This window comes from Exilibacterium tricleocarpae, assembly GCF_007004655.1.
Classification (GTDB): domain Bacteria; phylum Pseudomonadota; class Gammaproteobacteria; order Pseudomonadales; family Cellvibrionaceae; genus Exilibacterium; species Exilibacterium tricleocarpae.
In genome coordinates this window covers 62,517-75,081 of the sequence record NZ_ML660099.1, presented here as the reverse complement: position 1 = coordinate 75,081, position 12,565 = coordinate 62,517, and the positions used below count along the sequence as shown (strand labels likewise).

The 12,565-nt window shown below is 54.1% G+C and carries 10 protein-coding genes; 4 read left to right on the top strand and 6 right to left on the bottom strand.

Features of this window, described 5'->3' with window-relative positions:
* The first annotated feature begins 154 nt into the window (after positions 1 to 154).
* A complete protein-coding gene (locus FKG94_RS19080; protein ID WP_142928529.1) occupies positions 155 to 1,033 on the top strand; it encodes a heparin lyase I family protein in 879 nt (292 codons plus the stop codon).
* Positions 1,034 to 1,313: 280 nt separating this feature from the next.
* Positions 1,314 to 2,363 carry an acyltransferase family protein gene (locus FKG94_RS19075; protein ID WP_142928528.1) on the top strand — a complete coding sequence of 350 codons (1,050 nt, stop codon included), beginning with the start codon at positions 1,314 to 1,316 and terminating at the stop codon, positions 2,361 to 2,363.
* Between the two features lie 275 nt (positions 2,364 to 2,638).
* On the opposite strand, the gene FKG94_RS19070 is transcribed toward FKG94_RS19075, so the two are convergent.
* From FKG94_RS19070 to FKG94_RS19045, 6 genes are all read right to left on the bottom strand, one after another.
* Positions 2,639 to 4,039, bottom strand: a complete 1,401-nt coding sequence (locus tag FKG94_RS19070; RefSeq protein WP_142928527.1) for an MBOAT family O-acyltransferase — start codon at positions 4,037 to 4,039, stop codon at positions 2,639 to 2,641.
* On the bottom strand, positions 4,026 to 5,033 hold the full coding sequence (locus tag FKG94_RS19065) for an SGNH/GDSL hydrolase family protein (protein WP_142928526.1): 1,008 nt from the start codon (positions 5,031 to 5,033) through the stop codon (positions 4,026 to 4,028). The genes FKG94_RS19070 and FKG94_RS19065 overlap by 14 nt, the downstream gene beginning before the upstream one ends.
* 40 nt (positions 5,034 to 5,073) lie before the next feature.
* Entirely contained in the window at positions 5,074 to 6,030 is a 957-nt protein-coding gene (locus tag FKG94_RS19060; RefSeq protein WP_142928525.1) for a glycosyltransferase family 2 protein, read from the bottom strand.
* Positions 6,031 to 6,034: 4 nt separating this feature from the next.
* On the bottom strand, positions 6,035 to 7,531 hold the full coding sequence (locus FKG94_RS19055; protein ID WP_142928524.1) for a lipopolysaccharide biosynthesis protein: 1,497 nt from the start codon (positions 7,529 to 7,531) through the stop codon (positions 6,035 to 6,037).
* 47 nt (positions 7,532 to 7,578) lie between these two features.
* Positions 7,579 to 8,721 (bottom strand): glycosyltransferase family 4 protein, encoded by a 1,143-nt coding sequence (locus FKG94_RS19050; protein WP_142928523.1) that lies wholly within the window; start codon positions 8,719 to 8,721, stop codon positions 7,579 to 7,581.
* A 321-nt stretch (positions 8,722 to 9,042) separates the two neighbouring features.
* On the bottom strand, positions 9,043 to 10,155 hold the full coding sequence (locus tag FKG94_RS19045; protein WP_142928522.1) for a glycosyltransferase: 1,113 nt from the start codon (positions 10,153 to 10,155) through the stop codon (positions 9,043 to 9,045).
* 124 nt (positions 10,156 to 10,279) lie between these two features.
* Here FKG94_RS19045 and FKG94_RS19040 point away from each other — a divergent pair, with 124 nt between their 5' ends.
* Positions 10,280 to 11,419, top strand: coding sequence for a glycosyltransferase family 2 protein (locus FKG94_RS19040; protein ID WP_142928521.1), 1,140 nt, complete (start codon positions 10,280 to 10,282; stop codon positions 11,417 to 11,419).
* Complete coding sequence (locus tag FKG94_RS19035; RefSeq protein WP_142928520.1) at positions 11,398 to 12,561, top strand: DegT/DnrJ/EryC1/StrS family aminotransferase; 1,164 nt, start codon at positions 11,398 to 11,400, stop codon at positions 12,559 to 12,561. Before FKG94_RS19040 ends, FKG94_RS19035 begins: the two co-directional genes overlap by 22 nt.
* Positions 12,562 to 12,565 lie beyond the last annotated feature (4 nt).

Sequence of the window (12,565 nt, the reverse complement as noted above, 5' to 3'; positions counted from 1 at the left end):
ACTGCCGGCCTGCCGGTGGCGCTGAAAACCCGCTTTCGGCGCCGAAACTGTGAGTTAGCGCATGGTTTTCTATCTGCTGTCTTGTGTCGTAATGGGTCCTGAACAATACTAGGAGCAGCACTAATTCAGTCTGCTTAATAGGTATCTGAGCACGATGAAACAGGTTATTACATTTCGTACTAGAATAAAAATTTGCGCGTTTATTCTTTTTGCTTCAAGTCCGGGTTATGCCTGGGAAGTCATCAAGAGCTTCGAGGATGGCACTCTCGGCGAGAAGGCGGAAAGAAATGCGGATTCTTTTGACGATATCGCCGGACACTCCCGTTACAGCAATGAGTTCTCCTATGTGGGCTCTCAGTCTGCCAAACTCCACACCACTGCAGGTGAAGAGGGCTTTGGCCGCTGGGGCGGGGCGGTGCAGTTTCCGACTGAACTCGGCAAAGGCGACCACCTCTGGACCAGCCTGGCGATGCGGGTGCCCAAGGAGTTCGACTTTCAGACCACCACCGGCAGCTTGAAATGGTTGCGGTGGGCATCCGAGAAAGGTGACGGCAGTGGTAACGGCTTCCTCGATTTGCAGGTTATGAATGACGATCCGTCTACGCTGTCCGGTTCAGATCGCGGCTACGACTTTCGTATCTTCCGGGAGGGTGAAGGCGTAAAGCTCTATGGTTTTGGCGAAGATGGCTCCCTGAAAAGAGACAGGTGGCATAAATTCGATATCTATATCAAGTTTGACGATAGGCCTGCCGCCCAGGGTGGCACAGGTCTTGTGCGGATATGGTTGGACAACACTTTGATTTACACCCAGGCAGAAATCCGCACGCTGCACCAGGCAACTGATTATTTTCACTCCCTGTTTATGTTTACCTATTGGAATGGCGGTGCCCCCAAGAGCCAGCATCTCTACATTGACGAGATCAAGCTCTCTAATGAAGAGGCGCCGAGCTGGACCGAGCAACTGGGACGGCCCAAATCCCCCCCCAAGCCTGTTACTGGTGTAGTTGTTGAACGGATAGAAATCAACAACTAAAGTCCGCTTTTCACGTGTAAAGTTTTCCGGCACTGAGGTTTTGCCTCGGTGCCGGTTTATCCACAGGCTCTCCCGTCGATCAAGCCGCCCGCACCCCCTGTCTTACCTGCAGTAAGCAGTGACATAGCGAAGAGTGTAATTTCCACGCCTTAATTTGATTTATTGTTATACAAGCAACGTTTGATTCCTAGTAGAATTCCCAGAGTGGCAGTGGAATGGCTTCCGGGCGGGTTCGCTGTGATAACGTGGGTATTTTGGGGATAGGGGACAAGGAGGCAAAGTGGCGGGGCAGAGAAACGTCAGTTTGGATTTGATGCGGTTTCTCGGCGTGATAATCATCATGATTGCTCATGCTGAGCCACCGGCCTGGCTGTTCCAGTTGAGGAATTTCGGCACGCCGCTGTTGATTGTCGCCTCCGGACTGACTTATGTGGTGATCTACCGGAACCGGTCACTGGATTTAGTGCCGTTTCTAAAAAAGCGGTTGAGCAGACTGATTCTTCCGGCCTGGATATTTCTGACCGTCTTCTTTGCCGTAACCTGGCTGATTTTTACCTATCTTGGCCAGGCCTATCCTTTCAGCTTCGGCCGCATGGCTACGTCATATACCTTTTATAGTGGTATCGGCTTTGTATGGATTCTGAAGGTGTATATTATTCTGGCGTTGATTACGCCTCTGGCGCTGCGGATCAATCGGGCCCCGATTCCCAACTCGGTATACTTTGCCTCTCTGCTGTTGCTCTACATCGTCTACGAACTTGTGCTGTGGCGCTTGACACCCTATGTGCCCGCGGTGCTGAGCGGATTTATGAATACGGTGGTGTTCGTTATCCTGCCCTATTCGCTGCTGTATTTTTACGGTTTGCGCCTGGCCGAGCTTACCAATCGGCAGATTATTGTCGTAGCAGGCGTTGCGTTTCTGCTCTTTGGTGGGCTGGCAGTCAGTAAATATCTGGATCAAGGGGCTTTTATTCCTACCCAGAACTTCAAGTACCCGCCCACCATTTATTATTTGTCTTATGCTTTCTGTGCGTTAAATCTGTTTTATCTTCTCTGCCGTAATTTTCTCAGGCCGGGTTTGAAAGCCTCTGCGGTGATTGTCTGGCTATCGTCCAACTCATTGTGGATATACCTGTGGCATATCTCGGCTTTTTACTTTTGGGAGTTTGTGATCGGCCCGACCAACGGGGATTTGCTGTTGTTTTTTATCAAAGCCAATTTTCTGTTGGCAGTCGGTGTTACCTTGACTTATATACAAATCAAACTGGTCAAGCGCTATCTCTCGGGTCAGTCCAGGGTACAACGTCAGTTGTCGGGCCTGCTGGCTTAAGTCTGGCAATGGCGGGGTGATGAGAGTTGCGTGTCGCAGCGACCAAAGCTGAGCACTGCGTCGGCTAGTGCTTCGAGCGGAAAACATTGTTACTTCGGTGGCACATAGGCCTCAATCCGGGAAGAGCCCTTCGGAACCTTCGCCAGCAGGGATGCTGGCGGAGAGCCTACAGGGATGTATGCACGGCGTGTTCCGAAGGGCTCTTCCCGGATTGACGCCGGGCCGGCTAAGGACACTAAAACCTGTTTTGGGTGAAAAACTTACCGTCCAGGAAACTAAAACTGAAAATAAATAAACGTAGTTTCCTCCAGGCTAAGCCCGTAAAAAATAAAGATCGCTCCGGCATAGATACCTGACTTTATCAACACGGGCAGCCGCAGGTCGACCCAGTTCAACACCGACCTGGAGAAGTCTTGCGGAACGATATGCATCAGTGAGGCCAGTGCCAGTATCATCAGTACGATCGGCGAGAAATCGAAGCCGGATGACAGGTCTGCAATTCCCCCCAGGTAGACGCCCAGGTTCTCCAGACTGTCGATGCGGAAAATCAGCCAGCCGAGCAGGGTGGCGTGAAACATAATCAGTATTTTGAGCACCATCTTGCCGTTAAAGCGTTGCTCCGGTTGAACGCCCCGGGTCAGGCTCAAAATAAGGCCGTGGTAGGCGCCCCAGAGAATAAACGTCCAGGCCGCACCGTGCCAGAGCCCGCCTAAAACCATAGTCAGAAACAGATTCCTGATAGTGAAAAGCTTGCCGAGTCGGTTGCCGCCGAGGCTGATATACAGATAGTCCCGCAGCCACGACGACAGTGAGATATGCCAGCGCGTCCAGAATTCCGAAGGCGTCTGGGACAGATAGGGCCGGTTAAAGTTAATTGGCAGTGTAAAGCCCAACATGCACGCCACGCCTATGGCGATATCGGAATATCCGGAAAAGTCACAGTAGATTTGGAAAGCGTAGGCGTAGAGCGCAACCATCAATTCAACGGAAGAGTACTGCCCCGGATTTTCAAACACGGAATCGACAATTAAATAGGCGAGTAAATCGGCGATAACAATTTTCTTAAGCAGGCCGATAAACACCAACTGTAGCCCGAACTCGAAGTTTTCCCGCTCAAAGCGGATTTTTTTATAGAGCTGGGGCAGAAAATCCTTGGCGCGTACGATAGGACCGGCGACCAGTTGCGGGAAGAAGGAGACGAAAACGGCAAACTTGATAAAGTTTCTCTCCGCGGGTATGGCGCCCCGGTACAGATCTATGGTGTAGCTCAGGGTCTGGAAGGTGTAAAAGGAAATGCCTACCGGCAGCAACAGCTCGTGGAAACTGATCGGCGTAGCTCCTGAGTACCACGCCATTAACGTATTGAGGTTAAAGGCGAAGAAATTGAAGTATTTGAAAAGTGCCAGCACGCCCAGATTGACTAAAAGGCTGATGGTGACCAACAGTTTTTTACGGTGTGCAAAGCGCTTGTGCTCGAATGCCAGGCCCAGAAAGTAGTCGACAACCGTCGATAGCAGAATCAAGCCTGCGTATTGCCATTCCCAGGACATATAGAAGAAATAGCTGGCGGCGAGCAGAAAGACATCCCGCGCCTGTTCCTTCTGGTAGACGAAGGCATACAGCAGCAATACGACTGGGAGGAATAGTGCAAACTCCAGTGAATTAAATACCATCATTCCTCTCCATCAAAGACAGTGATTGCGCCAGGGTGCGACCGATAAGCTGATGCCCTTGTTTGTTGAAGTGCACATAGTCGACGAATAACTCCGTTTTTCCGGTCATCAGTGGTTCCAGGTCCACGATGGGGATATTTCTCTGTGCCGCTACCTTGCGCAGACTGTCATTTAAGACGGATATGGCATTGACCCAGCCCTCAATGGACAGCTTGTTGCCGTAGCGCATAAATGAAGTGCGAATGCCGTAGGGCATCTGGTGAACGTTGTCGGCGGAATACATGGTGGCGAAGGTCGCCAGCACCGGGGTTGCCTGTAGCGCCTCTGCCCGGTCGACAAAGGTATTTACCAGTTTTTCAAACTCGCTTATCTGGTGTGCCGACAGCGACGCTTTTAACGGCCCGTTAAGTTTGATGGTGCCGCCCAGGTATTCTTTCAGGTGGATATGCGAGCTGAATCTCGCCAGTTTATTCCGAATAGTCTCGATGATTGATGTCTGCTCCGATGTGGGCGATGGCACGCCTGTATCGATGCTGGCATCGAGCTTTTGCAGCGCCAGGACGTCGCCACTCATTTGATAGAGAATGACAAAGTCAGGTGTAAACTGTTGGCCGAACTGTTGCAGATCATCGATATTCTGGCGAATTGATATCCCCGCGCGCGAGGCATTTAACGGGGTGCAGTTCGCCAGGGTGCAGGCTATGGTGGGGAAAATACTGTCGACGGGGAACGAGATATGCTCGGCGTAACTGGCGGAGGCGAACCAGACGGTGGGGCGGGTTGCGTCCTCGGTGTTGACAAAGTGGCTTCGAAACGGGAATTCCGGCGTCGGACCGTGTTGGGGCGCCGTGGCAGGTTGCAGGTTGTCTCCCTGTGCCTGGCCGAATATCGGTGTGTTGAACCCTTTTTTGTAGTGCCGAAACTCCAGGACCAGCTCAGCGGCCAGCAGCCAAAAAAGAATAAACAGTATTGGTTGAAGTGTGCGTATGGTCTTCACCCGTTTTGCTCCATCAATGTATACGTCTTTCAAACCCGAGCTACCACCGGCTTTTAGAGGATTCCCGGCCGGTTAACGTCTGCCGCAACGCTTTAACAATCGATAATGTCCGGCCGATGAAATAAAGGTAGTTGATATAAATGCTTGCCGCTCTGTCAGCCAAGCTGAACTGTTGAAACTTGATGTAAGAGCTGGCAATCGGGATGCAGAGAATCAGCAGGATATTTATCAGTAGCAAAAGTAGCTGCCCGCTCAGCAGGCAAATCAACGCTGTCAGATGCAGTAGACAAAAAAAGCCGGTCATCAGGGCGACTTTTGACTGCAAAACGCTGGCGATAGATTGAAAATCGCCCATACCATGCCAGGATTCCCGCGCGATAAACTCCCGGGCCGTGCCGGGAAAACCTTCATGGAATACCTGTAGCTGCGGCGCCAGTAAGATCCGCGCGCCGGCCTGCACGGCATCCTGACAAAAATTGTAGTCTTCGCCGGTTACCAGGTCCTCTCGAAAGCCCCCGACTTCCAGAAACAGTTGCCGGCTGGTAATCATATGTCCAGTGCCGATATAGCCGGGGTTTTCCCCGCCCTTTTGTGCCAGCGGACTGAACCAGACTGTACTGTACAGGTTATCGTCCTGGCGCGGCAGGCAGCGCGAACCGCAGACGATTTTGGGCTCGTCTTGCAGGCGCTGGTAGTACGATGGCAAGTGCTCTCCCCATTGTTTCGAGACTATCACATCGGCATCTATAAAAATGATGATACTGCCCGTGGCTTGTCGGAAAGCCAGGTTTCTCAGGCCGGCGACGGTCTTGCCGGGGTCTATGACCACGCTCGCGCCCTGTTGTTTGGCAATCTCTACCGTGGCGTCCGTGGAGCCGTTATCGGCGACAATAATTTCGCATGTGTAATCCTGCGGCATATGCCGGGACACATTCGCAAGTGTTTCGCCGATGATAGCGGCCTCGTTTAGCGCTGGAATAATGACGGAAATATCCATGGCCTCAGTGCTCCCTGCGCAGCCTTAACATGGGCAACATTTTTTCCACGATATAGTTCCTTGAAACGGGATACATAAACAGTGTCATGGCGATCAGTATTGATCCGGTGACCGCCCCCAGGGTCCGCCAGGCGATATCGACAAACATACTGCCGCTCATATCGGCCAGAGTCGACGTCAGATAGTAGCAGACGCCCGCGATCAGCAGCATGATCAAGCTGTGCGTCAAATCAATACCGGCGTCGGCATGCTTCCTGCCCGCCAACACCGAGATAAGGAATACCGCACCCGAGGCGATTGCCAGCGCTGCCGCCGCGCCGACCAGTCCGTAGGGGGGGATCAACAGCGGGTACATACAGGTGACGAAGATGGCCAGGAAGTATTGCAGCCTGCCGATAATGGCCGTTCTATCCTTGGCCAGAAAACTGAATTCGCTGTACTGGGTCAGACAGGTAAAAATCGATGCCAGCACCAGGAGCGGTACGGCTTGCCCGGCGCCGTGGAACGTCTCCGGCGACATCAACCTGATCACCGGGTCGGACAGTAGTGAGATGGCCAGCCCCGTCGCCGCTATTAACGTGAGAACGACCCGGTAAGTCAATTCGAAACGGTCGGAGTGCGGGTCCTGTTTGTAAATCAGGAAGCGCTCGGTTTGCCAGTAGTACATGATGGGGGTCCAGATCAGCAACGGCAGAATCTGGGCGAATTTTGATGCTACCTCCAGCAGACCGACACTGGCCAGGGAATCGAAGTAGGTGATGAAGAACTTGCTGGTCGAATGGGTGTAGATGCCGGCGAGTCCACCGAACCACAACGGCCAGCTAAATACTGCCATTTTCCAAGCGACTTGCAGATTTAAACTGAAGCCGACGATGCTGCCGGTGCGCAGGGTCAACAAAACCGCAAACAGCGACGAGGCCAACAGGTTGCTCAATGCCACCCCGAGCGCGCCCAACTCAAACACCACGACTGCAAGAATATTCAGCGTGAGTTGCACGACCAGCTTCGATAGGTTGTACCACAGGAAGGCCCAGGGTTTTTGCTGAATCCGGATGTACTGCAGGCCGTAGTACTCCAGTGTCTGGGTCAACAACTGGCCGGCGCAGGCGCTGACCAGCAAACTGTTGTCGATACCGCTGAACAGTACATCGGAAATATTGCCGGAGAGGTAGAATATCAGGGCAACTGTCAAAAAACACGACAGTCCGCTGACCACAAATGCGGCGGTGATAACACTGGAGTGGTAGTCTTTCGAGTCGCTGTCATAGTAGAACTTCGATACCGCCTGGCCCAGCTTTGCACCGAGAATGGTCTCTGCGACCGCCACAGTGGCCGCTATCAAACCGAGTGCGCCGTAGTCCGATGGCGTCAGGTACTGGGTATATAGCGGCAGCATGATAAAGCCAACGATCTGCCTGAACAGGTTGCCCGCTACATAAATGATGGGGGCGGGCGCAGAGCGAATGCGTTGGATCAGTGAGGTCTTATTGTTGTTTGTCATGGTAAAACAGCCCGGGGCTATTGCAGACGTCTATGTCGAAATTCGGGCTATATCGATGCGAGTGCATTGACAAAGCGAGCGACCTGTTGTTCTCGCGAGCATTTGCTTTCTATTCTTTTTCTGGCCAGCGCCCCCAACTTGTTCCTGACCGGCTCGTTGTCCAGCAGGTATTCGAGCTTCTCGGCCAGGGTTACGTGATCTCCCACGGGAAATCGCAACCCGGTTTTGCCATTGAGCACCGTCTCTCTGACACCGAGAAGATCGGACACCAGCAGCGGCAGTCCGGATGCACCGATCTCGATAGTGGACATGGGGTAGGAATCCCAACCGGTGGTGGCAAGTACGCCGGCATAACAACTGGGTAGAATTTTCTCCAAATCTGAGCGGTAACCGCCGAAGGTAATGTGACTTTCGGCCGGGGTGCCCTTATAGATAGAGTCAAATGCCTTCTCCTCGCCCGGCTGGTTGCCGAAAAAGAGAAAATGCACGTCTTGCCTGCCCATTCTGGCAACCAGCTCAACGGCTGCCCTGACGATGACCGCCACGCCTTTACGCGCTTCCATATGCCCGGAATAGTAAATGATCTTCCTGTCTTTGGGGATATCAAACAGTTCGTAGACGTGCTGGTTTTGGCGCTGCGGATCGGGAATGTACTTGCTGATGTTTATCCCCGATCTTACCACGTAGGTTTGGGGGAAAGGTATGCCCCGGCCATAGACGGCCGTCTTTCTCATGCCCTGTGACTGAAATACGAAGAGGTCCGGTTTATCTTTGATAAGGCTGACCTGCAGGCGCTTGAGCAGCAGTTTGATGCCCGTGTTGAGGCTGCTCATGGGGGCGCCCCAGTACGACATAAATTTGGTCACTCCGCCCCTGCGCATATATTTATAGGATTTTCGGTGCACGGGTTGGTCGAAGCCGATGGCAGTGGTGATCCGGTTATCTCTGATATAGGTTTCGATTTCCTGCAGGTGGCGGGTATCGGTACTGGCAAAATCAAGCTTGGCAAAATTCGATACCTGCGTGGGTATGGCGTCTGACTGTCCCCTGGCGAGCGACGGATAGGCGAAGTGGATTTTATCCCAATCCTGCGTGATCTTATAAGCTGCATGGGCGAATACGTATTCGTGCCGCTGGATGGCGTAGCCCGTATTCGATTCGCAGTGAAAAAAACAAAGTATGCTCGACATTACCGGTGATCTCGTTTTTAAAGCCCGTGAGCGGGTATTGGTCTATTGACCGATTTGTTATGCAATTAATGGTCCGCAAGTATAGCAGGGGCCTATGGCAAGTAGAATAATCCGGCCGCCCGGCTCGGATTCCAGCCCTGGACTGTGAACATCCGGTTTCCCGCCTGGCCTGACAGACCAGGCCGGTAAGTATCCTTATAAGTAGCTTGATCAGTCAGTGGCCCGGAAGCGATTGCAGGAAGAGTCTTTCCCTGTTGCTGTCACTTATATTCTCCTGTGTGGTTTCTCCATGCGGATGTCTGCGCTCGCTTGCCGCTCGCTTTACGCCGTCCGCCCGGTGAGTTGGTGGTACAGCGCAGATACCTTTGCGCCATTGGTGCTCGCGAGGTAGTCGGCATCGAGCGTCTGTGGAGAGGACTGCACGGCCGCTTGCCCGTCCAAGGTGAAACGCAGGGCTTCGGCGTAACGCGCGGGTCGGTTTTCGGCAATAAGATATTGCGGATATCGCGCGAGCAGGTCTGTCAGCCCTCCCACCTTGTGGCAAAAGAAGGGTGTGCCGAGGGCGACGGCTTCCAGTGCCGTCATCGGCAGGCCCTCGTGATCCGAGGGCATGACCACGGCGTCCAGCGCGTCAATGCAGCTGCGGATATCCTGCCGGTGGCCGTGGAATGTTACCTGTGCGTCAATATGCAAGTCATGTGACATCTGTTTCATTGCCGCCAGCAGGCTGCCGTCCCCAAAAACGTGAAAGCGCCACGATGTTTGCGGCGCGTCTTGCAGCAGCAGCTTCGCCATCTGTAAAAAAATGTCCGGCCTTTTTACCGGCTCTACCCGTCCCACAATACCGATATGACGGTCATCGGGGTGGCACTGCTTGAAATCGGGACAGGTCAGTCCGCTGCGCACGGCGTCTGGGTCGATGCCGTTGAGGATCGTGTGTATGCTGCGGCGCGGGAACAGGGCACCGAGCTGAGCGGCCAGTTCATCGCTGACGGCGATAACAGCTTTCTGCAGGTACTTGCCGCAGTATCGATCCGCCAGTACCTGTACTTTTTGCCGGCCGCTGGCGGTGAACTCGGGCGCACCGTGCACGGTGCGCAGGGAGATGGCCCGGGCGCCGACAAAGTTGGCGATGCTGCCGAGAATGTTTTCCTTCTGGCGGTGGGTATGGACGATATGCGGCTGCAGGCGGCGCAGTCGGCTTATCAATAGGCCAAGTATTTTGAAGCTGTTATACTTGGCTTCGTCGATCACTGACACCTTGAGCCCTGAAGTTCGCAGCCGATCTGCAAGTTCACCGTCGTTCATGAGTATCACGTGAACATCACAGTGGCGATCGAGTTCTTTCAGCAGGGTGTATGCCTGGGCTTCAGCGCCGGCCCAGCGATCGCCGGAAATGATATGTACGACCTTTAGTGGTTTATTATCTGCCATTGTAATTATATTGACGCCCTGTCTATGGCTTCATGACATGTGGTTATCTGTTTATGGTCTTATGACCACGATTGCATGACATGAGATGACTAAAGGTGTTTCCCTGGATGAAGGAAGATGACTTATGTTGGTTGCCGTGTTCTGGGCGCTGGCCATTTTATCGTTATACAGTTACTTTTTATACCCCATTGCGCTGAAATTGTTGCCCGGGCGCAAGCGGTCTGCGCCGGCAGCGGACGGGGATAACCCGGAGTTGTCGCTCTCGGTGGTTATCACCGTGCACAACGAGGCAAACCGAATTCGACAGAAGCTCGACAACGCACTCGATATCGATTTTCCGGCCGAACGGCTTGAAATTATTGTAACCTCCGATTGTTCCGACGACGGCACCGACGATATCGTGCGCGAATATACCGAGCGCGGTGTGAAATTGGTGCGCGCTCAGCAGCGGCTGGGAAAAGAGAACGCCCAGCTGGCCGCCATTGAAAAAGCTGAAGGTGATGTTATCGTGTTTTCGGATGCGGCAACCGAAATACCCAAGGATGCGCTGACCAAGATGGCTCGCTATTTTGCCGACCCGCGTATCGGGGCCGTGTCCAGTGAAGACCGTTTTACGGCCAAGGACGGCGGTGTAGTCGGCGAGGGCGCTTATGTCAAGTATGAGATGTGGTTGCGCCAGCAGGAATCGCGTCTGGCCGGCCTGGTGGGGTTGAGCGGTTCTTTTTTTGCCGCCCGCAAGTCAGTCTGCCAGGCATGGGACATTCACTCCCCCAGTGATTTCAACACCGCGCTGAACTGTGCAAAGGCGGATATGGTGGCGGTCACGGCCCCCGATGTGCTGGGTTACTACCAGGACCTCAAGGATCCTTCGAAAGAGTATCAACGCAAAATACGCACGGTGATTCGCGGCATGACGGCGTTGAGCCGGCATCCCGAAGTGCTGAATCCGTTTAAGTTCGGTTGGTTTTCCTTTCAATTGATCAGCCACAAGTTGATGCGATGGCTGGTGCCCTGGTTTTTACTGGCGTTGCTGGTAGTCAGCGCCCTGGTCTCACACCAGGGTTTCATTTATCAGTTGGCTTTGTTGGCGCAACTGGTTTTCTATGGATTGGCGCTGGCGGCACACTATAGTGAACGGCTTCGCAGTCGCAGTGTGACCAAGATCATCTATTTTTTTGTACAGGTAAATCTGGCGTTGTTTGACGCCTGCTGTCGCTTCCTGGCGGGCAAACGGATGACGGTGTGGCAGCCCTCGGCGCGCTGATTCGCGGCGACTTGCCGCCGGCGGGAAATCCGATTGATTTGCCGGCGCCGGCCCGCGCCGCTGATGCCGCCGCGCTGGCGGTCGACGGCTACGAAGCTGTCTTGGTGGACTCCGGCACTTCGGCATTAGCGCTGGCGATGCAGTTGGCCCGGCAGTGCAAGCCACACATTCATGCCCCCGAAGTGATTTTACCCGGTTATGCATGTCCGGATTTAGTGGCCGCCGCCGAGTACGCCGGCGTGCAACCGGTGCTGGTTGATATCGACGCGCAGGACCCCGCGTATCGATTGTCCCGCCTGCGTGAGGCGATCAACGCCAACACCCTCTTAATCGTGGCTGTAAATTTTCTCGGCATCAGGGAGCGCATGGCAGAGTTGCGCGAGCTTGCCACGGCACAGGATATTGTGTTGGTTGAGGATAGCGCCCAATGGTTTCCGGAACCCTTCCCAGGTGTCGGCTTGGACGCCGATTTTGTGTTGACTTCCTTCGGGCGCGGCAAACCGGTCAGTCTGCTCGGCGGCGGGGTGTTATGGGTGAAGCGGTCGCTGGGTTTGACGGCGGCGATTCAGCCCTTGCTGAGCCCCGCGGAGGCGTTTCGCTGGTTGCCGTTGAAAGTCAGAGCTTTCAATATTTTGCTCAAGCCGCGACTGTATTGCTGGCTCAATCGCAATCCGCTGCTGTCACTGGGAGAGACGGCTTTTCACCCGCTGTCGCAGATCAATGCCCTCGACGCTGTGCGCCGGAATTGGTTATCCCACTGTGTTGCACATTACCAGCGGCAGCAGCGCCGGGTCGAAGCCTTTTACGATCGGGAGTTACCGGCTTGCTTCCCGGCCGCCCACCTGCCGGCGAGCTATGGTGCGCCGCGGCGCGGTCGTCTGCTCAGATACCCGCTGGTTTGTGAGCATCGCGTCCAGCGCGATCGATTATTGCAAGCATTGCAGGACGCGGGACTGGGTGCGTCAGCGATGTACGTAAACGTGTTGCCGGCGGTAACAGGCGTGGCAGGAAAGGTAACTGTCAACGATGCTCTCGACGGCGCCGAGGCGTTTGCCGGGCGGCTGCTCACCCTGCCCACCCATGCCGGTGTGAGTGAGCGACATCTCGATAGTATGATGGCGGTGATCGCCGCCGCGGTTTGAACTG